The sequence below is a fragment of the Sphingomonas sp. BL-S-29 genome (assembly GCF_055521495.1).
In genome coordinates, this window is the sequence record NZ_CM145482.1 from 3,965,576 (window position 1) to 3,990,190 (window position 24,615).

General features: G+C 65.8%; 31 protein-coding genes. 9 read left to right on the forward strand and 22 right to left on the reverse strand.

What is annotated here, in order from left to right; all coding sequences use genetic code 11:
* On the forward strand, positions 1-1,032 hold the full coding sequence (locus tag ACZ1I2_RS18735; RefSeq protein ID WP_465176241.1) for a hypothetical protein: 1,032 nt from the start codon (positions 1-3) through the stop codon (positions 1,030-1,032).
* Positions 1,033-1,091: 59 nt separating this feature from the next.
* Here the strand turns inward: ACZ1I2_RS18735 and ACZ1I2_RS18740 are convergent, their stop codons facing one another.
* Positions 1,092-1,436 (reverse strand): DUF2794 domain-containing protein, encoded by a 345-nt coding sequence (locus tag ACZ1I2_RS18740; protein ID WP_465172671.1) that lies wholly within the window; start codon positions 1,434-1,436, stop codon positions 1,092-1,094.
* A 21-nt stretch (positions 1,437-1,457) separates the two neighbouring features.
* Entirely contained in the window at positions 1,458-2,150 is a 693-nt protein-coding gene (gene epsC, locus ACZ1I2_RS18745) for a serine O-acetyltransferase EpsC (protein WP_465172670.1), read from the reverse strand.
* Positions 2,151-2,305: 155 nt separating this feature from the next.
* Here epsC and ACZ1I2_RS18750 point away from each other — a divergent pair, with 155 nt between their 5' ends.
* A complete protein-coding gene (locus ACZ1I2_RS18750; protein ID WP_465172669.1) occupies positions 2,306-3,076 on the forward strand; it encodes a sulfite exporter TauE/SafE family protein in 771 nt (256 codons plus the stop codon).
* 127 nt (positions 3,077-3,203) lie between these two features.
* Here ACZ1I2_RS18750 and ahpD read toward each other — a convergent pair whose 3' ends face one another.
* Complete coding sequence (gene ahpD / locus ACZ1I2_RS18755; RefSeq protein ID WP_465172668.1) at positions 3,204-3,725, reverse strand: alkylhydroperoxidase, AhpD family; 522 nt, start codon at positions 3,723-3,725, stop codon at positions 3,204-3,206.
* A gap of 65 nt (positions 3,726-3,790) precedes the next feature.
* The gene (locus ACZ1I2_RS18760; RefSeq protein ID WP_465176240.1) at positions 3,791-4,333 is read right to left on the reverse strand and encodes a peroxiredoxin; all 543 of its coding nucleotides are present in this window, start codon (positions 4,331-4,333) and stop codon (positions 3,791-3,793) included.
* 143 nt (positions 4,334-4,476) lie between these two features.
* Here ACZ1I2_RS18760 and ACZ1I2_RS18765 point away from each other — a divergent pair, with 143 nt between their 5' ends.
* Together ACZ1I2_RS18765 and ACZ1I2_RS18770 are read left to right on the forward strand one after the other, a co-directional pair.
* Complete coding sequence (locus ACZ1I2_RS18765) at positions 4,477-5,376, forward strand: hydrogen peroxide-inducible genes activator (protein WP_465172666.1); 900 nt, start codon at positions 4,477-4,479, stop codon at positions 5,374-5,376.
* 87 nt (positions 5,377-5,463) lie between these two features.
* On the forward strand, positions 5,464-6,081 hold the full coding sequence (locus ACZ1I2_RS18770; protein WP_465176239.1) for a fasciclin domain-containing protein: 618 nt from the start codon (positions 5,464-5,466) through the stop codon (positions 6,079-6,081).
* A gap of 6 nt (positions 6,082-6,087) precedes the next feature.
* Here the strand turns inward: ACZ1I2_RS18770 and ACZ1I2_RS18775 are convergent, their stop codons facing one another.
* From ACZ1I2_RS18775 to pgsA, 3 genes are read right to left on the reverse strand one after another with little or no spacing between them, the layout of a single operon-like run.
* Complete coding sequence (locus ACZ1I2_RS18775) at positions 6,088-6,531, reverse strand: molybdenum cofactor biosynthesis protein MoaE (protein ID WP_465172664.1); 444 nt, start codon at positions 6,529-6,531, stop codon at positions 6,088-6,090.
* Positions 6,528-6,785, reverse strand: a complete 258-nt coding sequence (locus tag ACZ1I2_RS18780; protein WP_465176238.1) for a MoaD/ThiS family protein — start codon at positions 6,783-6,785, stop codon at positions 6,528-6,530. Before ACZ1I2_RS18780 ends, ACZ1I2_RS18775 begins: the two co-directional genes overlap by 4 nt.
* 8 nt (positions 6,786-6,793) lie before the next feature.
* Entirely contained in the window at positions 6,794-7,345 is a 552-nt protein-coding gene (gene pgsA / locus ACZ1I2_RS18785) for a CDP-diacylglycerol--glycerol-3-phosphate 3-phosphatidyltransferase (protein ID WP_465172662.1), read from the reverse strand.
* 170 nt (positions 7,346-7,515) lie between these two features.
* Between pgsA and ACZ1I2_RS18790 the strand changes: the two genes are divergently transcribed.
* Positions 7,516-8,805, forward strand: a complete 1,290-nt coding sequence (locus tag ACZ1I2_RS18790) for an MFS transporter (RefSeq protein ID WP_465177109.1) — start codon at positions 7,516-7,518, stop codon at positions 8,803-8,805.
* A 76-nt stretch (positions 8,806-8,881) separates the two neighbouring features.
* Here the strand turns inward: ACZ1I2_RS18790 and ACZ1I2_RS18795 are convergent, their stop codons facing one another.
* From ACZ1I2_RS18795 to ACZ1I2_RS18805, 3 genes are all read right to left on the reverse strand, one after another.
* Complete coding sequence (locus ACZ1I2_RS18795) at positions 8,882-9,790, reverse strand: IS3 family transposase (RefSeq protein ID WP_465176237.1); 909 nt, start codon at positions 9,788-9,790, stop codon at positions 8,882-8,884.
* The gene (locus ACZ1I2_RS18800) at positions 9,787-10,188 is read right to left on the reverse strand and encodes a transposase (protein WP_465172448.1); all 402 of its coding nucleotides are present in this window, start codon (positions 10,186-10,188) and stop codon (positions 9,787-9,789) included. Before ACZ1I2_RS18800 ends, ACZ1I2_RS18795 begins: the two co-directional genes overlap by 4 nt.
* 301 nt (positions 10,189-10,489) lie before the next feature.
* A complete protein-coding gene (locus tag ACZ1I2_RS18805; protein ID WP_465172661.1) occupies positions 10,490-10,663 on the reverse strand; it encodes a hypothetical protein in 174 nt (57 codons plus the stop codon).
* 157 nt (positions 10,664-10,820) lie between these two features.
* On the opposite strand from ACZ1I2_RS18805, the gene ACZ1I2_RS18810 reads away from it, so the two are divergent.
* Positions 10,821-12,362: a cation:proton antiporter gene (locus tag ACZ1I2_RS18810; protein WP_465172660.1), complete on the forward strand. Its 1,542-nt coding sequence runs from the start codon at positions 10,821-10,823 to the stop codon at positions 12,360-12,362.
* 32 nt (positions 12,363-12,394) lie between these two features.
* On the forward strand, positions 12,395-13,234 hold the full coding sequence (locus tag ACZ1I2_RS18815; protein ID WP_465177108.1) for an oxygenase MpaB family protein: 840 nt from the start codon (positions 12,395-12,397) through the stop codon (positions 13,232-13,234).
* A gap of 119 nt (positions 13,235-13,353) precedes the next feature.
* On the opposite strand, the gene ACZ1I2_RS18820 is transcribed toward ACZ1I2_RS18815, so the two are convergent.
* Positions 13,354-14,253: a diacylglycerol/lipid kinase family protein gene (locus tag ACZ1I2_RS18820; protein WP_465172659.1), complete on the reverse strand. Its 900-nt coding sequence runs from the start codon at positions 14,251-14,253 to the stop codon at positions 13,354-13,356.
* Positions 14,254-14,283: 30 nt separating this feature from the next.
* Complete coding sequence (locus ACZ1I2_RS18825) at positions 14,284-15,150, reverse strand: metallophosphoesterase family protein (RefSeq protein WP_465176236.1); 867 nt, start codon at positions 15,148-15,150, stop codon at positions 14,284-14,286.
* 170 nt (positions 15,151-15,320) lie between these two features.
* On the opposite strand from ACZ1I2_RS18825, the gene ACZ1I2_RS18830 reads away from it, so the two are divergent.
* Complete coding sequence (locus ACZ1I2_RS18830; protein WP_465172658.1) at positions 15,321-15,557, forward strand: hypothetical protein; 237 nt, start codon at positions 15,321-15,323, stop codon at positions 15,555-15,557.
* Between the two features lie 234 nt (positions 15,558-15,791).
* Here the strand turns inward: ACZ1I2_RS18830 and ACZ1I2_RS18835 are convergent, their stop codons facing one another.
* The 6 genes from ACZ1I2_RS18835 to ACZ1I2_RS18860 all read right to left on the reverse strand — a co-directional run bounded on the left by ACZ1I2_RS18835 (position 15,792) and on the right by ACZ1I2_RS18860 (position 19,873).
* Positions 15,792-16,268, reverse strand: coding sequence for a hypothetical protein (locus tag ACZ1I2_RS18835; RefSeq protein WP_465176235.1), 477 nt, complete (start codon positions 16,266-16,268; stop codon positions 15,792-15,794).
* A 162-nt stretch (positions 16,269-16,430) separates the two neighbouring features.
* On the reverse strand, positions 16,431-17,234 hold the full coding sequence (locus ACZ1I2_RS18840) for an alpha/beta fold hydrolase (RefSeq protein WP_465176234.1): 804 nt from the start codon (positions 17,232-17,234) through the stop codon (positions 16,431-16,433).
* A gap of 19 nt (positions 17,235-17,253) precedes the next feature.
* Positions 17,254-18,027, reverse strand: a complete 774-nt coding sequence (locus ACZ1I2_RS18845) for an SDR family oxidoreductase (RefSeq protein ID WP_465176233.1) — start codon at positions 18,025-18,027, stop codon at positions 17,254-17,256.
* Complete coding sequence (locus ACZ1I2_RS18850) at positions 18,024-18,653, reverse strand: glutathione binding-like protein (protein WP_465176232.1); 630 nt, start codon at positions 18,651-18,653, stop codon at positions 18,024-18,026. Before ACZ1I2_RS18850 ends, ACZ1I2_RS18845 begins: the two co-directional genes overlap by 4 nt.
* A gap of 28 nt (positions 18,654-18,681) precedes the next feature.
* Complete coding sequence (locus ACZ1I2_RS18855) at positions 18,682-19,095, reverse strand: hypothetical protein (protein ID WP_465176231.1); 414 nt, start codon at positions 19,093-19,095, stop codon at positions 18,682-18,684.
* A gap of 16 nt (positions 19,096-19,111) precedes the next feature.
* Positions 19,112-19,873 carry an SDR family oxidoreductase gene (locus ACZ1I2_RS18860; RefSeq protein ID WP_465176230.1) on the reverse strand — a complete coding sequence of 254 codons (762 nt, stop codon included), beginning with the start codon at positions 19,871-19,873 and terminating at the stop codon, positions 19,112-19,114.
* Between the two features lie 333 nt (positions 19,874-20,206).
* Here ACZ1I2_RS18860 and ACZ1I2_RS18865 point away from each other — a divergent pair, with 333 nt between their 5' ends.
* Positions 20,207-21,028, forward strand: a complete 822-nt coding sequence (locus tag ACZ1I2_RS18865; protein ID WP_465176229.1) for an alpha/beta fold hydrolase — start codon at positions 20,207-20,209, stop codon at positions 21,026-21,028.
* 45 nt (positions 21,029-21,073) lie between these two features.
* Here ACZ1I2_RS18865 and ACZ1I2_RS18870 read toward each other — a convergent pair whose 3' ends face one another.
* From ACZ1I2_RS18870 to ACZ1I2_RS18885, 4 genes are all read right to left on the reverse strand, one after another.
* The gene (locus ACZ1I2_RS18870; protein ID WP_465176228.1) at positions 21,074-22,786 is read right to left on the reverse strand and encodes a sensor histidine kinase; all 1,713 of its coding nucleotides are present in this window, start codon (positions 22,784-22,786) and stop codon (positions 21,074-21,076) included.
* A 1-nt stretch (position 22,787) separates the two neighbouring features.
* Complete coding sequence (locus ACZ1I2_RS18875) at positions 22,788-23,189, reverse strand: response regulator transcription factor (RefSeq protein WP_465181497.1); 402 nt, start codon at positions 23,187-23,189, stop codon at positions 22,788-22,790.
* Positions 23,190-23,271: 82 nt separating this feature from the next.
* Positions 23,272-23,919 carry a response regulator transcription factor gene (locus ACZ1I2_RS18880; RefSeq protein ID WP_465176226.1) on the reverse strand — a complete coding sequence of 216 codons (648 nt, stop codon included), beginning with the start codon at positions 23,917-23,919 and terminating at the stop codon, positions 23,272-23,274.
* Positions 23,916-24,467: an RrF2 family transcriptional regulator gene (locus ACZ1I2_RS18885; protein WP_465176225.1), complete on the reverse strand. Its 552-nt coding sequence runs from the start codon at positions 24,465-24,467 to the stop codon at positions 23,916-23,918. Before ACZ1I2_RS18885 ends, ACZ1I2_RS18880 begins: the two co-directional genes overlap by 4 nt.
* Positions 24,468-24,615: the final 148 nt, after the last annotated feature.

Below are 24,615 nucleotides of genomic sequence, written 5' to 3' on the forward strand. Positions count from 1 at the left end.
ATGTACAGCGAGAGCGATCTTGACGACGCGGTAGCGGCGGGGGCCATCTCCCGCGAAGCTGCCGCGGCCCTGCGCAGCCATGTCGCCCGGAGCCATTCGGCACCGGCGGTGGACGAGGAGCATTTCAAGCTTCTCAGCGGGTTCAACGACATCTTCGTCGCCATCGCGGTCGGGCTCGTGCTCGTCGCGCTGGCCTGGATCGGCGAGTCGGTCTTCAAGCCGCTCGCCGGCGCACTCGTTGCCATCGCCGCGTGGGGGCTCGCGGAATATTTCACCCGGCAGCGCCGCATGGCCCTGCCCAGCATCCTGCTGCTGATCGCCTTTGTCGGCGGCGTCGCCGCGACCCTGATCGGCGTCATGGTGGAAATCGACCCGGACCTCTCGGACCGTACCAATGCAGTGATCGGCGCCGGCATCGGCCTGGTCGCCGCCGGCGCGGCATGGGTGCACTGGAAGCGCTTCATGGTGCCGATCACCGTCGCGGCCGGCGCGGCCGCCCTGGTCGCGGTCGCGGTGGCGCTGACACTCGCGGCGATTCCGGCGGCGAAGGACGCGATCTATCCGATCCTGCTCGCCGGCGGCCTTGCCGTGTTCGCGCTGGCAATGTGGTGGGACGTGTCGGACCGGGAGCGCCGCACGCGCCGCTCGGACGTCGCCTTCTGGCTGCATCTCGCCGCCGCGCCGCTGATCGCACATCCGGTGTTCCACATGCTCGGCGTGTTCAACGAGACCATCACGCTCGACATCGCGGCGATCGTGCTCGTGCTCTACCTCGTCTTCGCCTTCGTCGCGCTCGCGGTCGACCGTCGCGCGCTGCTGGTCTCCAGCCTCGCCTATGTCCTGTACGCGATGTACTCGCTGTTCCTTACGGCGGGCGCGGTAGAACTGGCCTGGGCCTTCACCGCGCTGGTGATCGGCTCGGCGCTGCTGACGCTCTCCGCCTTCTGGCACCCGATGCGCCGGCTCGTCGTCGGCACGCTGGGCAGCCTGAGTGAAAAACTTCCGCCAGTCGGGGCAATGGCCACCGCCTGACGCAAGAACCTGCCAAGCCAAACTGCCCCCGGCAGCCCTTGGGCCGCCGGGGTTCTTTTTTACAGATCCACGAGCTTCATCAGCCGGCGCTCCAGCGGTGCCAGCACGGGCGCGAGTTCGTGCCCGCGCTTCAAGACGACACCCGCTTCGTTGACCAGCGACCACATGCCCTGGCGGTTGCGCTGGGCGGGATGTTTCTGGATGCGGTATTCCGGCCGCTCGGCCGCGCGGCGGAAGGCAGCGAAGATCGCGGCGTCGCTGCCCAGTTCGATCGCATAGTCGCGCCAATGGCCGGCGGCGACCATCCGGCCATAGAGATCGAGGATACGAGTGAGTTCGAGGCGTTCGAAGCCGACCTGGCCGGCGCGTCCCTGCGGCAGCGGAAAAGGGGTTACCGTCCCCATCAGGCCTTTGCGCCCTGCCCGTCAGGCACGATCGCGCACGTTCTTGCGCTTGGGTTCGGACTCGGCGAGCAGCGCATCGAGCCGCTTGCGCATGGTCTCCAGTTCGCAGCGCAGCAGTTCCAGCTTTTGGGTCTGCGGATCGAACATGTCCTTGCACGGCGTGCCGTAAGCGAGGAATTCCTGCGGTTTCTGCCCGCCCTCGATCATCGTCGCGCGCGCGGGAATTCCGACCATGACCGCGCCTTCGGCCACGTCGCGCGTCACCACCGCGTTCGCGCCGATGCGAGAGCCGCGGCCAACGGTGATCGGCCCGAGCACCTGGGCGCCCGATCCGATGATCGCGCCCTCCATGATGGTCGGATGGCGCTTGCCCGCGACGCCATTGTCGGGGCTGGTGCCGCCCAGCGTGACGCATTGATAGATGGTGACGTTGTCGCCGATCTCCGCCGTCTCGCCGATCACGACGAAGCCGTGATCGATGAAGAAATTGCGCCCGATCTTCGCGCCTGGATGGATGTCGATCGCGGTGAAGGCGCGCGAGAAATGATTCACCAGCCGGGCGAGGAAATAGAATCGCGCGCCATACAGGCGATGCGCGACGCGGTGCCAGGCAAGCGCCCACACGCCCGGATAGGTCAGAATTTCCAGTCGAGACCGAGGCGCGGGATCGCGCGCCTTGATCGAATCGAGATAGGCGATCAATCGCTCCATCATCTCGCGTCCCCTTTGCAGCGCCCGTATCTAGGCGCTCAATACGGCGAATTAAAGGACCGGACTGCCGCTAACTTTCGAGGCATAAACCCTATCTTGCTTGTAGGATTTGGCAGGAACGGCGAATTCGGCGCAAATCGGTCGGAGAGTTTGCCCTGATGTTCGACGTTACGCTCGCGACCGTGGAAACCGTGCTGCCCTATATCGCGGTCGGCTTTGCCGCGCAGATGGTCGACGGGGCATTGGGCATGGCCTTTGGCGTGATCAACAACACGCTGCTGGTGAGCTTTCTCGGCGTGCCCCCCGCACTCGCCTCCGCCAGCGTGCATGCGGTGGAGACCTTCACCACCGCGGCATCGGGCGCGAGCCATATCTTCCACAAGAACGTCAACTGGAAGCTGTTCCGCCGCCTCGTCATCCCCGGCGTGATCGGCGGGGCGCTCGGCGCCTATGTGCTGAGCAATGTCGATGCCGCGGTCGCGAAACCGTTCGTGATGGCCTATCTCGCCTCGATCGGCCTGTACCTGCTCTTTCGTGCCTGGCGCGGCCGGGTCGAGCCGCGCGAGCCGAAGATCATCGAGCCGCTCGGCCTGGTCGGCGGCTTCCTCGATGCGGCGGGCGGCGGCGGCTGGGGGCCGGTGGTGACGTCCAATCTGCTGGTTCAGGGCGCGAGCCCGCGCAGTACGATCGGCACGGTCAACACATCGGAATTCTTCCTGACGGCGACCATTTCCGCGACGTTCATCGCGACCATGGGGTTCGCGGCCTTCACCTTGCAGACGGTAGGCCTGCTGATCGGCGGCCTGATCGCAGCGCCGTTCGGCGGGCTGCTGGCAAAGCGGGTACCGGCACGGCTACTGATGGCGATGGTCGGCGGGCTGCTGACGGTGACCAGCGCCTATACGATCTGGGCGGCGGTGATGAAGTAACTTCTTGCTCCCCTCCCCTTCAGGGGAGGGGCAGGGGGTGGGGGCTTCCGACTTCCAACGGCGTTGGCATATGCGGGACTGCCCCACCCCAACCCCTCCCCTGAAGGGGAGGGGCTTTATAGGGAAGTCAGTTCACTGCTGCATGCACGGTCGCGACCGCCGTCATCACCGCGCCGATACGCACGGCGGTCTGGATCGCCTCGGCGGTGGCGCCAGCTTTCTTCAGCACATTCTCATGCGCGTCGATGCACATGCCGCAGCCATTCATCGCCGAGACGGCGAGGCTGAACAGCTCGAAATCGACCTTGTCGATGCCCGGCGCGCCGATCACGTTCATGCGCAGCTTGGCCGGCATGGTGAGATATTCCTTGTTCCCGGCGAGATGCGTGAACCGGTAATAGACATTGTTCATCGCCATCACCGCCGCCGCCGCGCGGGCCGCATTAGCTGCCTCGGGCGAAAGCTTGTCGGCCACTTCGGCCTCCGTCGCATCGACCAAAGGCTTGTAGCCCGAGCCGTGCGCGCAGGTGAGCAGCAGGCCGTATTTCTGCTGGTCGGGCAGATGCGCTTCGTTGAGCAGCGAGCCGACATTCAGCCGGATATCCTTGGCGAAATCTGGCAGCGTAGCGGCGAATTCCTTGAGCGACATGATGTACTCCAATCAAGCGAAGGGGCGCGAGGCCGCTGGCCCCGCGCCCCTTCAACGTTCGTCAATTACCCGGCAACCTGGAGGACGTCGTCGCCCTTGTTCCAGTTGCACGGGCAGAGCTCGTCGGTCTGCAGCGCGTCGAGCACGCGGAGCGTCTCGGCGGGGTTGCGGCCGACGTTCAGACCGTTGACCTGCACCGCCTGGATGACATTGTCCGGGTCGATGATGAAGGTCGCGCGGTAAGCGACATGCTCGTTGGCATCGAGGATACCGAGCTTCGACGCGAGGACCGCGCCATTATCCGCCAGCCAGGGGAAGTCGGCAGCGGCCAGATCCGGATCCGACTTGCGCCAGGCCAGATGAACGTGCGCGGTGTCGGTCGAGGCGCCGATCAGCACGGCGTCGCGATCGGCGAAATCGTCCTTGAGCGCGGCATAACCCACGATTTCGGTCGGGCAGACGAAGGTGAAGTCCTTCGGCCAGTAGAACAGGATCTTCCAGCGGCCCGGAAACGCATCCTGGCTGAGCGTCTCGCCGGCGGGGAGCGCGTCGATGCCCTGCTGGACGGGAACGGTGAATTCGGGGAGCTTGTCACCGACAGTAAGCATATTGGCCTCCTCAAGAAATGGGTCGGCCTTCGGCATCCTCGCGACGCGGCGATTGATTCGCCGTCTGTGCTGAAGTGCATATAAGGCTGGCGTTTGATCGATCCAACAGGTTATTTAGGCCGTGTTGATCGATTGAGGCGATTATGGCCACTTACCTGCCGACCTTGAAACAGCTGCAATATCTCGTGGCGCTGAAGGACCATGGTCATTTCGGCCGGGCGGCGGATGCGTGCTTCGTTACCCAGTCGACCCTGTCCGCCGGCATCCGCGAGCTGGAGACGCTGATCGGCGTGACCCTGGTCGAGCGCACCCGCCGCGTGGTGCGCTTCACGCCGCTGGGCGACCGGATCGCCGACAAGGCGCGCCGGGTGCTGCGCGAGGCGGAGGAACTGGGCGACCTGGCCCGCGCCGCCGGGCGGCCGCTGTCGGGCGAGATGCGGATGAGCGTGATCCCGACCATCGCGCCCTTCATGCTGCCGCGTATCCTGCCGCGGCTCCGCCGCGACTATCCCGACCTGAAGCTGTTCCTGCGCGAGGAGCCGAGCGGGGCGGCGTGCGAGGGGCTACACAATGGCCGCACCGACTGCGTGCTGCTGGCCCTGCCCTATGCGTGCGGCGAGGTGGCGTCGCAATTCCTGTTCGACGACCGGCTGTTCGTCGCCGGCCCCGAAGGCGAGATCGGCAGCGCGACCGGGGCAATGCATGCCGATGACATCAATGAGGACCGGCTGTTGCTGCTCGAGGACGGGCATTGCCTGAAGGACCATGCCCTCGCGGCCTGCAACCGGCCCGAGCTGCGCGCCGAGGCAACGATGATGGGCACCTCGCTGCACACCATCGTCCAGATGGTCGACAACGGGCTTGGCGTGACGTTGCTGCCCGAGATGGCGCTGAAGGCGGGCATCCTCGACCACACGGGACTCACCGCACGGCCACTGGATGCCGCAAATCCTGCACGCCGTATCGCGCTGGTGTGGCGCCGTGCCTCCCCCCGCGAAAAGGATTTCCACCTGCTCGCGGAGGTACTTGCCGAGGCGCAGTAGCCTGCGGTTTGTGAAACCAATCAGCCGCCGGACCGTATCTTGTCCTGTGCGTCACCTCTGCGCGCATTCGATTAGCTGGAGAGACTGATGAAATTTTCCACCAAGCTTCCGGTTGTGGCGATGTCCGGCCTGTTGATGGTCGCGTCCGCTGAAGCGCGTCCCCCTCAGGCCGCCCCTGCCCCCGCCGCGCCGGCCGCTCCCGCAGCCGAGGCGGCTCCGAACCCGGCCGTCGGCGGCGCCGCGATGGACGCAGCCAAGCCGATCCCGGAAAACGCCGCTGCCGCGCCGAACCTGACCACCCTGGTCAGCGCCACAAAGGCAGCGGGCCTCGACGCGACTCTGGCCGGCCCCGGCCCCTTCACCGTGTTCGCGCCGACCAATGACGCGTTCGGCCGGCTCGCGCCCGGCACCGTCGACACGCTGATGAAGCCCGAGAACAAGGCCACGCTGGTCAAGGTGCTCAGCTATCATGTCGTGCCCGGCGCGATCACGCTCGAGCAGCTCAAGCAGCAGATGACCGCCGGCGGCGGCACCGCGAAGCTGACCACCGTCGAGGGCGAGCCCCTGACCGTCACCGATCTCAATGGCGCGATCCAGATCACCGACGTCAACGGCAACAAGAGCTATGTCGAAGTGCCCGATGTCCGCCAGTCGAACGGCGTGGTGCATGTCGTCAACGGCGTGCTGCTGCCCAAGCTGGGCTGAGCTGGGCTAGGGCTTGTCCCATCGCGCGGCGGCATGCGTGTCGCCGTCGCGCGGTTCCACCCAACGCGCTTCGTCACCGCGCGTCTCGCGCTTCCAGAAGGGCGCCTCGGTCTTCAGGCGATCGATCAGGAAGGCGCAGGATTCGAGCGCCGCGCCGCGATGCGCCGCCGCCGTGCCGACGAACACCACCAGCTCGCCCGGTCGCATCACGCCCACCCGGTGCACCACGCTTGCCGCGGCAAGGCCCCATCGGCCGGCCGCTTCCTCCGCGAGACTGCGCAGCGCGGCTTCGGTCGCCCCGGGATAATGTTCGAGCTCCAGCGTGGTGACGCCGTCATCGGCGCGCACCACGCCGGCAAAGGTGGCGATCCCGCCGACGCCCGCCGCGGTGATCGCAGCGAATTCGGCGGACTGGTCGATCGGCTCGTGCTGGACGGCGACGCGGATCATCCCCCGGTCACCGGCGGGAAGATCGCCACTTCGCGCGGAGTCCCGAGCGGGGAATCGAGGCCGACAAAAACCTGGTCCACGGCGGCGCGCAGCCGGCCGCGATCGGCCAGGGCTTGGGCATGGCCGTCGCTGCGCGTCGCCAGCCAGTCGATCAGATCCGTGACCCGCGCCAGTCCTTCGGGTGGGTTCACCGTTTCGCTGCCGGTGCCGATCGCTTCGCGCACCCAGGAGAAATAGAGCAGGTCGATCGCCATGACGGCGTTCAGTCCATGTGCTTCAGGCCGACCCGCAGATAGTCCCAGCCAGTGACCAGGGTCAGTACCGCGGCGCCCCAGAGGGCGGCGATGCTGAAGGTCTGGATCCAGGGAAAGGCGGGCAAGGCGCCGGCGAGGATCAGCCCGCCGAGCGAGACGAGCTGCAAGGTCGTCTTCCATTTGGCCAGCTTCGACACCGGCACCGAGACCTGTAGCTGGGCCAGGAACTCCCGCAGGCCCGAAATGGCGATCTCGCGCAGCAGGATGATGATGCCGGCGATCAGCGACCAGCCCGCGATGTCGCGCGTCGCGACCAGCATCAGCACCACCGACGCGATCATGATCTTGTCGGCGATCGGATCGAGAAAGATGCCGAGCTTCGAGACGGTGCCCTTCGACCGGGCGAGATAGCCGTCGAAATAATCGGTGATGCCCATCAAGCAATAGAGCGCGAAGGCGATCGCATAGCCCGCCGGCCAAGCCGGCCACCACAGGAAGCCGACGAGCAGCGGCACCGCGAGAATCCGCGAGAGGGTGAGGATATTGGGCAGGGTCAGCATCGCCACCGACCCTAGGAGCCGGCGCCCTCCCCCGCAAGCTGGAGTCGGGCCTCGAGAAAGGGCCACAGCCAGGGGCCGGCACGGCGGTTACCGACTATTCGGTTGCCGCCTCGTCTCCGGGTCGGCTATGCGATGCCCCTATTTCGCCACATGTGAGGCCGTTTCCCATCATGCTCAATGCGCTCGGCTTGCTGAAAGAGCGCCGGTTCATGCCGCTTTTCGTCACCCAGTTCCTCGGTGCCTTCAACGACAATCTCTTCAAGACTTCGATGGTGCTGTTCGCGACCTACCAGGTCTTCAACGACCCCAAGGTCGAACAGAGCTTCAATGCGCTCGCCACCGGGCTGGCGATCCTGCCCTTCTTCATATTGTCCGCCCTGGCGGGGCAGCTCGCCGACACGACCGACAAGGCGAAGATCATCCGGATCGTGAAGACCGCGGAAATCGCCATCATGCTCCTCGGCGCGGCCGGGTTGATGGTGGCGCGTGCCGGATTCTGGACCCTTGGACTCGGGCTGATGCTTGGTGCCGTGCTCTGCCTCGGCGCGCACTCGACCTTTTTCGGGCCGATCAAATACGCGATCCTGCCGCAGCATCTGAAGTCGGACGAAGTGCTGGGCGGTACCGGCCTGGTCGAGGCGGCGACCTATCTCGCCATCCTGCTGGGCACGATCTTCGCCGGCGTGCTGTCCGTCGAGGGCGCGGCGATCATGGGCATCTGCGTCGCGCTGGTCGGCTGGTTCACGGCGCGAATGATCCCCGCGGCACCGCGCGCGGGCGCGGTCCTCTCGATCAACTACAATCCCTTCACCGCCTCCTGGCGGCTGATCAACGCCACGATGCACATCCCGCGCCTGTTCCTCGCGATCTGCGCGATCAGTTTCTTCTGGACGATCGGTGCGGTGCTGATCGTCACTTTCCCGCCGCTGGTGAAGAACGTCCTTACCGCCGATCCGCAGGTCTCCAGCATCGTCATCGCGCTGTTCTCGATCGGGATCGCGATCGGGTCGATCGTCATCAATACCCTGCTCAAGGGGCGGGTATCGGCAAAATACGCCCCGGCCTCCGTGATCGCGATGGGGGGAATGGTGGTCGTCTTCTCGCTGATGATCCGCGCCTGGCCGGCCGCGCCGGCGGGCACGCTGTACGACTGGGTCGCCTTCTTCCAGATCCCCCGCGCGATCCCGCTCGTACTGGTGTTGATGGGCATCGCGATCACTGGTGGCATGTTCGTGGTTCCGCTCTACACCTTCCTCACCACCACGGTGACCAAGGACCAGACGGCGCGCACCGTCGCTGCCAACAATGTCGTCAATTCAGGCGCGATGGTGGTCGGGACGCTGCTGGTGCTGGGCGCGTCGGCGCTCGGCGTCACGCCCGACAACATGTTGTTCGTGGTCGCCGGCATGTGCCTGGTCTCGGCCTGGCTGGCGCAGAAGCTCCATCTGGCCTGCGATTAGGCCGGTCGTTCCCGGATCGCCGAAATTCCCTGTTCCTGCCCCGTAACAGGGAAGTAACAGGGTGGAGTGACCCCCTTTAGTGAGACACGTTAATTAGAGAGAGCTCGGTTGCTTGTTTGAAGGGCTGCTGCGCAGCAGCCCTTCGCATGGTTTCCTCATACTCGTCGGGCGACCTGTAGGCCAAGGCGGAGTGCAGGCGCTGGCGATTGTAGACCTGCTCGATGAAGGTCCCGATCCGCTCGCGTGCGTCGGCGAGGTCGCGATAGCCGGTACCGTCGACCTCCTCCTGCTTCAGGGTCTTCATGAAGCTCTCGGCCATGGCGTTGTCGTAAGGGCAGCCCGCACGGCTCATGCTGGGGATGATGCCGGCGGCTTCGAGCCGGGCGATGTACGCGCCGCAAGCATATTGCACGCCTCGGTCGGAGTGATGGACCAGACCGTCCGCGGTCACCCTGCGTCGCTCCAGCGCCATGGCGAGCGCCTCGAGCGCCAGCTCGGCGCGCAGATGGTCCGCCATCGCCCAGCCGACCACCTTGCGGCTGAACGCGTCGAGGATCACCGCCAGATAGACGAACGCCTCGGCCAGATGGACATAGGTGATGTCCGCCACCCATAGCTGGTTGATCGCCATCGGTTGCATCGCGCGCGCCAGATTGGGCCACACCCGCCAGCCGTGCCGCGCATCCGTCGTCGCCGGCCGGAACGTCCGACCCCGCAGGCACAGCAGATTGTCCTCGCGCATCAGCCGGGCCACCCGCTTGTGGTTGACGCACCAACCGTCACGCCTGAGCAGCGCGGTGATCCGGCGATAGCCATAGAAGCGCTGCGCCAGGCACAGCCGCTGCACCTGATCGCGCAGCGCCGTCTCTTCCACTTTTGGCGCATGCTCGCGCCAGCGCCGGTAATAGCTGGCCCGGCTTACCCCGGCCAACTGGCACAGCGCCTCTGTCGACAGCGCCGATCCCTCGCCTTGCGAACCCGTCATCGCCTGGATCTCGGCGAAGACGTCGTCTCGCCAGCACCGTCGCTCGGCTGGCGTGACGCCTCGATACGCCGCAAGGCGCCTTTGAAAAAATCCAGCGCCACCTGCTGCTCGCCGATCTTGCGCTGCAAGGCCTCGATCTGACGCTGCGCTGTGGCAACATCGCGGATCTCACCAACCGCCGCCTGGCTAGCCATCGCATCCGCTACGCGCCCCGGACGACCCGGATCGCGCAGCGCCTGCTCCCCGCCCGCCCGCACCGCATTGCGCCACCGGTACAGCAGATTATCCCTGATCCCCAACTCGAGCGACAAGGCTGACACCCGCTCGCCCGACTCAATCCGACCCACAACCCACAGCTTGAACCCCCGGTCGTGCCGTCGTCGATGGTCCTTCGACATTCTTGCCCTCCATCCAGAGAGCTCTCTCTTATTTCATGTCTCAGTCTAGGGGGGCATTCCAGGGAATTTTCATTTTTCTCGACCGTTTTAGCCGGCCTTCTTTGACATTTTCTATTTTTTTCAGAGTGTTAATGCCAATTCCCTGTTACCCGATAACAGGGAATTCATCCGCGCATAACAGCGAAATCCCTCTTCGCCAGCGATGAGAAACAGCGGGTTGGCGCCACGAGCGCCATCCGCCATCATCCTGCGACGATCGCCGTCTTCTTTGAATCGATGCGTGATCGTGCCGCGCCGGCCTTCAGAAGATGAAGGTGTAGATGCAGATGAAGAAGGCCGTGAAGCTCAGCGCGAACAGCTTCAGATCCTGATCGTCGTTGCGCGGCCGCGACGGACTCGCCGGCTGTGCCGAGACGAGCCGGCGGCGGAACGGGTGACGGGCGGCGGTAGCCGCAAGGGCGAGATGCTGGGCCATGCGGAACAGTTAACGCCGCGTTTACGATTCGCGCCAGCCCCGAATTTGGTGAACCCGAGTCCGATATCGGGACAGCGCAGACAAGGATTTTCCCAGACCCGAACTGGAACCAATCCAGGGTTGGACGATAGCGCCTCGAGCGGGTTAGGATTGCGCCGTGACCTTTTTCGAAAGCCTGATCGCGCTGCTGCTGATGGCGATCCTGCTCCTGCAGGTGGCGCGGCGCACCTGGATTCCCTATCCGACCATGCTGGCCGCCGCGGGGGTGATCGTCGCGCTGATTCCGGGCAGCCCGGTGATTCGCCTCGACGGACATACCGCGCTGGCGCTGTTCATCGCGCCGGTGCTGGTCGACGCCGCGTTCGATTTTCCGCTCGCCGCGATCCGCACCTTGTGGCGCCCGCTGCTCGCGCTGGCGGTCGGCGCGGTGCTGTTGACCACCGCGGTGGTCGCCTGGATCGGCTGGACCTTCGCCGGATTGCCGATCGCGGCGGCGATCACGCTGGGCGCGATCGTCGCGCCGCCCGATGCCGCGGCCGCGACCACGGTGCTGCGATCCGCCAAGCTGCCGCGCCGCACGGTCGAGGTGCTGACCGGCGAAAGCCTGCTCAACGATGCGACCGCGCTGCTGCTGTTCAGTGCCGCGCTCGCGGTCCAGAGCCATGGCGGGATCGATGGCGGCGTGGCGCTGCGCCTGGGCCTGGCGGTGCCGGGCGGCATCGCGCTCGGCATCGCCTGCGGCTGGGTCCATCGCTTTGTCGTGCCGTACACGCGCGGAACGCTCGGCGGAAACCTGCTCGAGTTCGTCAACACCTTCCTGGTGTGGATCATCGCCGACCGGCTCGGCCTGTCCGCCGTGCTGTGCGTGGTCGCGATGGCGATGTACCTCGCCAGTTCCCCGATCGTGCGCGCCAGCGCGCGCAACCGCATCCAGTCCTTCGCGGTGTGGGGCGGCGTGGTGTTCCTGCTCAACGTGCTCGCCTTCCTGCTGATGGGCATGCAGGTGCGCGAGATCGTCGGCGACATGCGGCCGGAGCGATTGCAGGAGGCGCTGAAGTTCGCGGGGCTGGTCGTCGCGGGCGTCGTCGTGACCCGTATCGCGTGGGTAGTGCTCTACAACCGGCTCGCGCGACATTTTGCGGCGATCCGCGGCCCCCTGAAGGCGCCGAGCCTGGCGCAGAGCATCGTGATCGGCTGGTGCGGCATGCGTGGGCTGGTGACGATGGCGACCGCCTTCGCCCTGCCCGCCGATTTTCCGGCGCGCGACATGATCCTGCTCGCCGCCTTCGGCGTGGTGCTGGCGACGCTGGTCGTGCAGGGCCTGACCCTGACGCCGCTGATCCGGCTGCTCAAGCTGCACGACGGCGGCGCCGAGGAGCGCGAGATGGCCAATGCCCGGAAATCCCTCGCCGACGTGGCCCTGGAGGCGATCGCCGATGCCAGGGGCAAGGTCGCCGAGGAAACGCGCCGCCAGCTCGAGATCGACCGGGACGCGTTGATCGACGCCGACGCCTGCACCGTCTTCGAGGAGCGCCAGAAGTTGAAGCGGACCGCCATCACCGCGCAGCGCGACCGGCTGCTCGCCCTCCGCGACGAGGAGAAGATCGGCGAAGATGCCTATGAGGTGCTTCAGGAAGAACTCGACTGGCGCGAGCTGGCGGTCGGACCTGAAGATATCCGCACGATCGAGGAAGGCTGACCTTGCCGACGAAACCCCTCCCCCATCGGCAGATCGGCGGTGTGATCGCACACGGCGTGCGGCGCGGACTCGTCCGGCAGGTGCGGGCCGTGTTCAACGATACGAAGAAGGGCGAGCGCCCGGTGGTGCGCAGCGACGACGCGCTGTTCGATCCCGGAACTGTCGTGTGGCGCGTGCACGGCGACGTGACGACGATGATGGTCGGCGGGGTCGCCGCCTTGCTGCTGCAGATGCTTCATCCCGCGGTGCTGGCGGGCGTGTGGGACCATTCCAATTTCCGCACCGACATGCTCGGCCGCCTGCGGCGCACCGCGCGGTTCATCGCGATGACCACCTATGGCGCGCGGGACGAAGCGGAAGCCGCGATCGCCCGGGTCCGCGGCATTCACGACAAGGTGGGCGGGGTGCTGCCCGACGGCACGCCCTATCGCGCTGGCGATCCGAAACTGCTCGCCTGGGTGCATGTCAGCGAGGCGACGAGCTTCCTCGACGCCTGGATCCGCTACAGCGAACCGGACATGTCGGCCGCTGACCAGGACCGGTATTTCGCCGAGTTCGCGCGCATTCCCGAGGCGCTGGGTGCCGATCCGGTGCCGCGCAGCCGGGCGGAGGCGACTGCGCTGATCGCCGCGATGCGGCCCGAACTGACCGTCGATGCGCGCACGCAGGAAGTTGCCGCGCTGGTGCTGAACCAGCCCGCCCGAACCCTGTCGGCGGGGCCGGTACAGGCGATCACCTTTCAGGCGGCGGTCGATCTGTTGCCGGATTGGGCACGGCACATGCACGGCCTTGCCGCGCCGCGCCTGACCCGGCCGCTGGTGCGCGCGGGCACGTTCGGGATCGCGCGCACTTTACGCTGGGCGTTCGGTTAGCCCCACTCCCCCGTTCGTTTCGAGCGACGTCGAGAAACATTAATGGAGCGCCTGACCCGGTTTCTCGACTTCGCTCGAAACGAACGGAAAAAGAGGAAAAACAGACTTGGACGTAGAAGTTAGTCGGCCGCCGGCGCGACGATCCGCAACGCCCCTGCCCTGATCCGGAACTCCAGCGGGAATTCGAGCTCGCGCACTTCGCCGTCGAGACCGACATCGACACCCTTGCGATGCGCATGGACGGTCAGCGTCTCGCACTCGCCATATTCGACGAAATCCTTGTGGTGGTCGGCCCGGCCCGCCACCGCGCGAAGGGCGAACCACAGCAGGGCGAACCGCCCCGGCGCGGCCAGCGCGAAGACCGACAGCTTGCCCTGGCTGAGCGACGCCCGCTCGCCGATCTGCCCGCGTTCGAGCGAATAGAGATTGTTGCCGACGAAGAGCAGCGACGTGACCAGCGGCTTCTGCCCCTCGCCCATGTCGAGGCTGAGCTGATAGCGCCGCAACCGCCTCCAGGCGTTCCAGGAAGCGGGAATCGACGCGAGCCATTTCGGCATGCCCAGCCTTTCGCGATAGGCGTCGCGTTGCCGAACCATCATCGGGTAAAGGCCGATCGACGCGTTGTTGGCGAAGACATGGCCGTTGACCTCGGCAAGGTCGATCGAGGTCGCGGTGCCGTGAACGGCCAGCGCCGCCGCCTCTTCGAGCGTCGCGGGGATACCGAGGTCGCGCGCGAGGTGGTTCAGCGTGCCGAGCGGCAACAGGCCCATTTCGACATCGCCATCCGCCAGCACGGCGGCGGCGCACGCCGCGGTGCCGTCTCCGCCACCGACGACCACGCGCTTGCTGGTGGCCGCGGCATCGCGCACCGCGTCCGCCGTATCTGGTCCATCGAGCAGGCGGACCGCGATATCGGCACCCGCAAAGGCATCGACCAGATGCTGTTCGAGATCCTCGCCGGCCGATGCGGCGGTGCCTCCCTTGCGGTTGACCAGGACGGGAAGCGGCAAATTCGACACAGACCCGTAACGATCGAGTGTCGCGCTTGTTCAGATCGAAATCGCGGGCGTCTGAAAGATATCGTCCGCCACCTCGCGCGACGTCCAGCTGTCGCCGTCGCGGGCGAAGCGGACATGGTTGCCGCGATTGAACGCGGCCCCGTCCCAGGCGATCACCTGCAGTTCGATATCGTCGTTGCGATGGACATGGATCCAGTTGAAGCTCTGCAGCTCGTCATTGCGGAGCCGCGTCGAGGTCGCGGTGCCCGCCTGGATGACGAGCGACCCGCCGGCGGTCTCCACCATGCGGCGTGCCGCCTCGGCATAGGTCCGGTGAAAATGCCCGGCCAGCGCGATATGTACGCCCGCGCGGCACATCGCGACCACCGCGTCGCGGTGGCGGCCGACCGCCTCGCTCAGTTCGCCACCCTCGCCGATCGGCATGGCGAACAGCGGGTGATGCGTGACGAGGATGCGCGTCTTCTGCGGCGCCACCGGGCCGAAGCGGTCGTGAACCATCGCGAGCTGGTCGCGATTGATCCGGCCATCCTTGAAGGTGAGCGAGCGTGCCGTGTTGATGCCGAGGATCGCGACCTCGTCATTCTCGAACCAGGGACAGAGATTGTCGTCGACATAGCGCTTGTAGCGATCGAGCGGCGCGAGGAAACGCCGGGCCACGTCATAAAGCGGCACGTCGTGATTGCCGGGAATGAGCAGCAGTTTCAGGCCCGCCGCGCGCAGCCGATCGAGCCAGGCCGCCGCCTCGCGGAACTGGGCAACACGCGCACGCTGCGTAAAATCGCCGCTGACGATGAGGAGATCGGGGCGATGCTCGGCCAGCCAGGCCTCGGTCGCCGCGACGATCCGGGGATCATGCGCACCGAAGTGAATATCCGAGAGGTGCGCGATCCGGGCCACGGCCGTCCAACGAGCGACGGCACGCCCGGTTTCATAACCGCCCTGCCGCATTTTTTCCTATTAAAAGCGTAGGAATTGATCCATGCAGACGGCGGACACAACGCCAGGACGGAGCGGGTGACGATCGCGTCTCCCCGTGACGTCCTGAAACAACTACGGAGAAACCGTCCATGAAGAAGTTCGTTATCCTGCCGCTCATCGCCGTCGCCTCGCTCGGCCTCGCCGCCTGCGACCCCAAGACGCCCGTCGACAACAGCGCGAACGCGACCGACGTCACGCTGAACAGCGAAGACACGCTGGACGTGAACGCGACCGACGAAGCCGCGCTGAACCTGACGGACAACGCGACCGCGGTGGACAATGCGATTGCCCCGCTGGACAGCGCCGGGAACGTCACGACCAACTGATTCCGACCCGGCGCTCCCTAGGCGTCGAACAGGCCGCGCGACCGGATGGTCGCGCGGCCTTTTTAATGCGCGACGCGCCGCCTGGATTTCATCCGATGGCCAAGGCGGACTATCGCAAAGCAAAGCAGCTCTGTATTTCCCAGTCATCCGATAGGGATTAGAGAGAAGCTGCGTTGATGCTCCCTAGCAGAACGTAACCTAAGGCCCGGCGCCCCTGGGTGCCGGGCCGCTACTTTAGGCCGTTAACCCATTGACGGCAGGCACGATGCCCGGCGTCCATCCGAGTTGGTCGAGGAAGGTCACGAGCTGAGCTGGGGCAGCATCCGCCGGCACAGCCCGTTGCCATTGTCGGTCTGCGATTGCGGTGTCGATGTAACGGAAGTCCACCATTCCCGACGGTAGCGGTGACATCCGGAGGTAGGGTCCAGCGTAGGGAGCCGTGTCGGTTTGCTGCACGCACAGATCGTGCATCGAGGTCCACCCGAATAGCGACCGGTTCAGGGGGCTTTCAGCGATCAGAATGGCGAGCTGTTCTATGCCAGCTATTGCTGATCGAAACGTTTCATCCCCAAGTGTTCGCTTCTGCCCGAAGATGGCAATAATGTTGGCCCACGGCTCACTCATGGAGGAAACCTGCGGCGAGAAGTACCGCCTGTCAAACGGCTGAAATGGCACTTCCGCCGGTCCAATAATTTGATGGACGCGCACCATGAGCCGATTGATCTGACCGACTTCGAGTGGCGCGTGATCGAGAGCGCTTCTTCAGTAGGTTCAAGCGCTTTTGTCATATCGCCATCCGATACGGCAAGCCGCCGAGAAATTCCTCGCGATGGTCCAACTCGCCTCAGCGCACCTGGGGCTCCGCAAATGAGTCTACGGCCGCATTCGGGTCTGCCCCTGTCTGGCCTTGGCCGCGTCCTCGATCAGCGCGCTGACCTCGGCAGGGTGCGACACCATCAGCGCGTGCGACGCGCCGTCCACCACCACCGTCTTTTTCGCGTGCGCGCGTTCCGCCATGAACTTCATCACGGCGGCTGGAATATTCCGGTCCGCGGTGCCGTAGATCATGAACGACGGCAGAGTCTTCCAGCTGGCGTTCCGGGACGGCTCGCCCAGCGCCGACAGGGTGACCGGCCGCTGGGTAGCCGCCATCGTCGCGGCCTGCGCGTCAGGGACATCGGCGGCGAACTGAGCGTGGAACGTCTCTTGGCGGATATAAAGATCCTCGTCGCCATCGGGCAAGGCGATCGCCGTCAGGCTGTCCCCAAGGGTGCTGCCGGGGAATTTCGAGGAGAGCGAGAGGCTCGATTCGCCCGTCTCCGGCGCGAAGCCGGCCACATAGACCAACGCCCTGACGTTGACGTTGCCGGTGGCCGCCTCGGTGATGACCGGCCCGCCATAGGAATGGCCGACCAGCACCACCGGCCCCTTGATCGACCGGACGATCGTGGAAACGGCGGCCGCGTCGTTCGCGACCCCGCGCAGCGGGTTGGCGGCGGCGATGGCGGTATAGCCATGCTTTTCGAGCAGCGTGATCACCGGAGCCCAGCTCGAGGATTCGGCGAAGGCGCCATGGACCAGCACGATCACCGGCTTTTCCGGCGCGGGCGCCGTCTGCGCCGCGGCGGGACCGGAAAGGATGAGTGCCACGGAAAACAGCGCGGGAAAAAGACGCATGACGATAGCTCCCTACTTCTCAGCCGGCGCGGATCGACAAGCGGCGCGGCTGCAGGCTGTCGCGCAGCCAGTCTTCGAATTTCAGCGACGCGATAAGCGCATCCGGCCCGGGGAGCAGCGAACGCTCGCCGAGTTCGGCACCGAAATAGCGGGCATGGACATCAGGCACGATGCGGCGGCCGTCCTCATGCGCGGTCGCGATCTCGGTCGCCACCTCGTCGAGCCTGAAGCATTCCGGCCCGGCGACTTCGAGGATCGCGTCGGACGGCTCGCTGAACACCGCGTCCGCCAGCGCATCGGCGACGTCCTCGCCGGCGATCGGTTGCACCAGCGCGGGCGAGATCGGAATCTCGCTCGCCGTGCCTTCCTGCACGACGTCGCTGATGAATTCGAAGAACTGAGTCGACCGCAATATGGTGAACGGGATGCCCGAGCTCGCGACCAGATCCTCCTGGATCTTTTTCGCGCGGAAATAGTCGCTGGCGATCAGGCCATCGAGACCGACGATCGACAAGGCGATGTGGTGGCGCACCCCGGCGGCCCGCCCGGCGGCAAGCAGGTTGCGGCCCGACGTCTCGAAGAAGCGCAGTGCCGTGGCACCATCCAGCGACGGCGAATTCGACACGTCGACGACGATCTCCGCCCCGTCGAGCGCTGCCGCCAGCCCGATGCCGGTAACGGTGTCGACGCCGAAAGTGGGAGATGCCTCGAAGACGCGCAGATCCTCCTGGCGCAGGTTGCGGACCAGCTTCTCGCCGATGCGGCCACTGCCGCCGATCACGACGATTTTCATGTCAGCGCATCGAAGGAGGAGGAGTCGATCAGGGGGCGCGGGTCGAACAGGCCCTCCTCGGCAAGCGCGCGGCGCACGGTCTCGCGTTCCGCGACACGCTCGAAATACCCCAGCATTTCGGGCGACATCGGTACCCCGAATGCCCGGGCCCATCGCAGCATGACGAACAGATAGGCGTCGGCCACGGTGAAGCGCGGGCCGAACAGATAGAGTTCGTTGATATGCTCCGAAATCAGATGCAGCCGCTGCGCCACCGCCGCGCTCGCGGCCGCCCTCTCCTTTTCATCGTCGGAATGCCAGAAGGGTTTGAAGGCGATGTGAAGCTCGGTGGAAAGCCAGGACAGCATCTCGATCAGCCGCGTACGGCCGAGCGGGCCGCCGGGCGCGAGATTGGGATCGAGTCCGGAAATGAAGTCCAGAACGGCGGTGTTCTCGGTAACGGCATTGCCGTCGTCGAGCACCAGCATGGGCACATAGCCCCGGGGGTTGATCGCCGTATAATCATAACCGTGCTCGGTGGTCTTGGTCTTGATGTCGACCCGCTCGAAATCGGCGGAAATCCCCGCTTCGTGCAGCGATATCCGGCCGGAGAGACTGCAAGCGCCAGGCGCGTAATAGAGCTTCATGCGATGAACTCCGTTGGAGAAATGGCCATCATGCCGGCGTCGCTGCGGGGCGGCGGTCGAGGACCGACCAGATGGTCAGTCCCCCACCGAGGAGCGCCGGCAGCGTGACCGCGGCGAAGTCGCGGAGGAGCGCCGAGGGCCCGCAAATGCCGACGGCTACCTCCCAGAAATGGAAGGTCGCGTGCGCGCCCAGCCATAGTGACGCCGCCGCCCAGAGCGTGGTTCGATAGGCAGGCCGCGCCGCGCCGAGCAGGAAGGCCGCGCCGATGAAGAGGAAGATCAGGCCGATATCCCGCAGGAAATGCTGATTGAACGGGCCGGTGGTGGTCACACCGGGCACCGCGAAATACCAGTTGGCCGGCGAGACGAGCATGAAGCAGCCATTCGCCAGGGCGCCGAGACCCAGTATGACGGCCGTTGCGAGGCAGAATTGCCTGAGCATCGCGCGATCTCCGCGCTTATCGGCGCGCCGGCGGCGGCACATTGGCCAGCCACCAGTCGAGCGTGGTCTTGCCGAGGCGGGCACCAGGGCCTGGCACCAGCGTCCGGTCGCTGACGGCGACGCCGAAATAGGGCGCGGCCGGATCGACGATCACCGCGCGCGGATCGCCGTCGAAGGCGAGCACCCGACGGACCGGCTCGTCGAGCGTGAACGCCTCCGGTCCCGCGATCTCGATCATATCGTTCGCCGGCTCTCCCAGCGCGACCTCGACGATCGCGCTCGCCACGTCCGCCGCCGCCATCGGCTGGAATTGCACGGCCGGCAGCCGGACCGCGCCGTCGACGGTGGAGAATTGGGCGATCTGGCGCAGGAATTCGAAGAACTGGGTGGCGTGCAGCAGCGTATGCGGCACCGGCGAGGCCTTGATCTGCTCCTCCTGGGCGAGCTTGGCGCGGAAATAGCCGCTGTCCTGCAGCCGGTCCGTACCGACGACCGAGAGCGCGACATGATGGCGGACGCCAGCGCCCAACTCGGCCGCGGTCAGATTGCGGCCGGCGGTCTGGAAGAACTCCATCGCCGCCGCTTCCTCGAACGACGGTGAGTTGGACACGTCGACGACGACCTCGGCCCCCGCCAGCGCGTCGGCGAGTCCTTCGCCGGTTATCGTGTTGACGCCCGTGTTCGGGGCGGCGGCGATCGCATCATGACCGCGCTCCTTCAGCTTCTCGACGACCTTGGAGCCGATCAGGCCGGTCCCGCCGATGACGACGATCTTCATGTTTTCCGTCCCTTGCTGGCGTTTCGCTACGAGGGGGAAACTGGGCGGATCGGCAGACTCTCGCCATCGTGCGGACGGCTGCATCGGCCACGCCAAAGGTCAGGCGAACCCCACCCTTGGGGCAGGTCCGGCGCCAGACTTCCCGGCATCGGCGAGCATCCATCGATGCCAGGCTCTCCCGACTCCCGACGATTTGGCGAAGGCGCTTTCAACCAGGGGATGGGCCAGCCTCGTCTCCTGCTCGATCGATCGTCGGCCGCCCCGCGGATAGGCGAGGCGGGTGCCGCAAGGGCGCCCGCGTCGGACCGCCCGAGCACGAAGAGGAGGCGTATCGTGCCGCTATTCACCACCAAGGACGGTCATGACATCTTCTACAAGGATTGGGGCCAGGGGCCCGTGGTCACATTCTCGCATGGCTGGCCGCTCAGCTCGGACGCCTGGAGCATCCAGATGCAGTTTTTGGCGGAGAGGGGCTTTCGCTGCATCGCGCACGACCGGCGCGGGCATGGAAAATCGGCCCAGACCAGCACGCGCAACGACATGGACGGTTATGCCGACGATCTCGCGGAACTGATCGAGGCGCTCGACCTGAAGGATATCGCGATGGTCGGTCATTCGACCGGCGGCGGCGAAGTGGCACGCTATATCGGCCGGCACGGCACCGCGCGGGTCGCCAAAGTCGTGCTGCTCGGCGCCGTGCCGCCCGTGATGCTCAAGAGCGAGGCCAATCCCGAGGGTCTGCCGATCGAGGTGTTCGATGGCCTACGCCGCGACATCCTCGCCAACCGCTCGAAATTCTACCAGGACTTCGCCATCCCCTTTTACGGCGCCAACCGGCCGGGCGCGACCGTGCCGCAGAGCCTGCTCGACGAGTTCTGGCTCATCAGCATGCAGGCCGGGCTCAAAAACGCCCATGACAGCATCAAGGCGTTCGGCGAGACCGACTTCACCGCGGACCTCGCCAGGTTCGACGTGCCGACATTGGTGGTGCACGGCGAGGATGACCAGATCGTGCCGATTGCGGATTCGGGTCACAAATCGTCCAGGCTCATCGCGGGCGCCAGGACGATCTTCTATCCCGGCCTGCCGCATGGCCTGACGGCGACGCATGCGGACCAGTTCAACGCCGACCTGCTCGCCTTTCTGCGCAGCTGAGCATTCGCTGTCCGGCGGCTCCGCGAAAGGGGCCGCCGGACGACATCATCCGGGAGCGATAGCGGGCAGCGTGACCTGGAAGATCGCCCCGCCGCCGAGATCATTCGACGCCGTCAGGGTGCCGCCATGCGCGGCGATGATCGACTGGCAAATGGCAAGGCCGATTCCCATGCCGTCGTCCTTGGTCGTGAAGAAGCTGTCGAAGATCAGGTCGAGATTCTCGTTCGGGATGCCGGGGCCATTGTCGCGAATGGAAAAGACGACGCGCCCCTCCCCATCCATGCCGGTTTGCAGGAATATCCTGCCCTTCCGGCCGCTATCCGGCGTCATGGCCTGAAGGGCATTCAGCACCAGGTTGACGAAGACCTGCTGCAACTGAACCCGATCGCCGAGCACGCGAGGAATCTCGCGGGCGTGCAGGACCGACAGGTCGATCGACCTGGAGGCGATCTCATAGCCCAGGAACAGCAAGGTTTCGTCGACGACCTCGTTGAGGTCGAGCGGAACCCGTTCCGGGGGATGACGGGTCGTCATGGCGCGAATGCGCCGCACGATGTCGCTGGCGTGCCGCGCGCTCTGCGCGATCCGGGTGGTGAGCTGGGTTACCTTCGCCAGGTTGGGGTCCTCGCGCGCCATCCAGCGCAGGCTGGTTTCGGCATTGGTGACGATCGCGGAGAGCGGCTGGTTGACCTCGTGCGCGATCGAGGTCGCGAGTTCACCCAGCGTCGAGATTCTGGCAGCATGAGTCAGATCGGTCTGAAGCTGGCGGAGCTGCGCTTCGGTTCGCAGGCGATCGGTAACGTCCTCCAGCGTTGCGAGATGCACGTCCACATTTTCCCTGGGCGCGGGAAAGGTGATCGAAAGCCGTACGTCACGGACGCGACCATCGAAGGTGACCAGCTTCACGACCTCGGAATAGTGCCGTTTCCCGGCGAAACGGGCGACGATGATGCGCTGCTGGCTGTCGTGCGACACCGTGAACATGAAGGCGACCGGCCCGATGACTTCGGCCGGCGTGGCGCACCCCAACAGCCGCGCCGCGCTCAGATTCGCCTGCACCACGCGCACTTCGCCGTCCGCCAGTTCGACCAGCTCGGGATGATCGTTCAGATACTGGTTCAGGCCCAGCTCGCTGATGCCTTCCGACTGGAGCTTGTCGTAGATCGGGCTCATGCAACTGGCATCGACCTGCAGCATGGCGGTCTGGGCGTGATGGATCAGGTCGAGATAACGGGCCTCGCTCCCGCGCGGGGAACCGGGACGCCCGCTCTTCGGGGCATCGGTAATGGTGAGGAACACCAGGTCGCCGCGCCGCGGCTCGACCGATCTCCAGATCGTGAGGACCGGGTCCTGCAATCGCCCCTCCGGCGCGATCCTGCGCACGCGGGTGTTCGAGGCGGCATTGTCGCTCGCCACGGCGACGATCAGCTCGGTAAGCACATCCCTGCTTCCAGGCGGCCAGAATGCCGACAGAGGCTGTCCAAGAACATGCTCGCGCCCTGCCGGCCAGCGGAGCAGATTTTCCACATCGTCGGCGACTTCCGCAGCATGCGTGCCGCTCAGGATGGCATGCATCCAGTCGGGCGATGCCTCGCCCCGCGCCACCGAATCGATGATCGGCCGCACTCGGGAGATGTCGAGCGTCCAACGCATTTCGTCGTGATAATGCAGGCCGCCGTCTCGAGGCGCGGCGGCTGCCTCCGGCATGGTCTCGCCGCTGCGCCCCGGCGGGGCGATGGAGGGGAAAGCTTCCCCCATGTCAGCGTTTCGGGTGCTCCCCGCCCGTGACCACGCTTCCGCTGAGCGCCCGGCGCACATGGCCGAGAAAGACCTCGTCGGCCACAGGCTTGGTCAGGCAGGCCAACGCGCCGGCGTCCATGGCGCGCGCATAGGATCCCTCATCCGTCGCGGACGTAATGACGATCACCGGAAGGTTCGAGCGGAGCGCGCGCAATTGCTGTTGCAGCTCGAACCCGTCGATACCGGGCATCCTGATATCGGTGACGAGGCAATTGAACCTGTCCGGCGCATAGTCCTTCAGAAACGCTGCCGCGCTGTCGAAGCCGCGGCATGGAAGGCTTTCAACCTGAAGGAGATCGCAAAGCGCCTCGCGCACGGCCTCGTCGTCATCCACGATGGCAATCACAGGCGGGTTCGACAAGCGCAGGCCTCTCACTGACAAGGCCCTTCTGGCCCCCCGTCGATGTCGCTGAATTCCGGGAAGATTGTAACCATACCATGGTCTAGGTCGCCCGGTCGCGCAGCGCAGCAGGGAGCATGTCCCAGGCGCGGACGAGCTCGCCGATCGATGCCGCCTGCATCTTCTTCATCACGCTGCTGCGGTGGAGCTTGACCGTTACCTCGCTGATGCCGAGCTCGAAGGCGATCTGCTTGTTGAGCCGCCCCTGCGCAACCAGCCGCAACACCTGCCGTTCGCGTGCCGTGAGCGTGGCGTAGCGGTCCGCCTGTTGCCGCACCGCCCTGGAATCCGCCCGCTGGGCAAGATCGCGCTTGATGCCCGCCGTCACCGCATCGAGCAACGACTGGTCCCGGAACGGCTTGGTCAGGAAGTCCACGGCGCCGGCCTTCATCGCCTGGACCGTCATCGGGATGTCGCCATGCCCGGTCAGGAAGATGATCGGCTTGGCGTTGCCATTGGCGGCGAGATGCTGCTGGAGATCGAGACCGCTCGATCCCGGCATGCGGACGTCGAGCACCATGCAGCCCGGGCGTTCGGGCAGGTCCGCATCGAGCAGTTCGCGCGTCGAACCGAATCCGGTCGCATCGATCCCCACCGACAGCATGAGTTCCTCGAGCGAGGCGCGAACCGCGGCATCGTCGTCGACGATGACGACCAGCGGACGCTCGCTGTCAGCGAAGAGCGCAGTCATGACGGTACCTCCTGATGCGAAGATGATGCGACGTGCGACGTGCGGGTGCGGCCCGCGATCCGGTTGCCGACCCACGCGTCCACCTTGGCCGGGAAGTCGGCGGGGGCCTTGCCGCTGACCGTTCGCCCCAGATCGCGCAGCGACGCGCGGGCAAGCGTGTCGCGCATCGATTTCTCGGCCTGCAACATCACGGCGTGGATCGCGCAGACTCCGTGCGTCGCCCAGCCCGGCGCCGCTTCGCCGAACACGGCGCAGCGCCCCCGGATCTCCTGGCAGTCGAACAACGGCTTTCGCCCTTCGATCGCGTCGACGATCTGGAGAACGCTGACCTCCTCGGGCGCGCGCGCGAGCCGATAGCCGCCGCGGACGCCCTCCGAAGCGCGGACTATCCCGGCCTTTTCGAGCTTGGGAAAAATCTTGGCGAGGAAGCTGTGCGAGATGCCCTGCAGGTCGGCGAGATCCCGGCTGCTCAGCGGCGCATCGCCCGAATCCGCCAGCCAGAGCAGGCAGTGAACCCCATATTCGACGCTGACGGTGAGATGAGCCATAACGCGGACAATATCACTCTGCGTTTGAGTCGGCAATTCGAAACGCGAACTGCTCGCACCACGCTTCACCCCAGCCGGCGCGGTCCGCGATCTAGTCGCTCCTCCCGAAATCCATGGCGCGGGACCTATCGGAATCATCGAGGCAGGC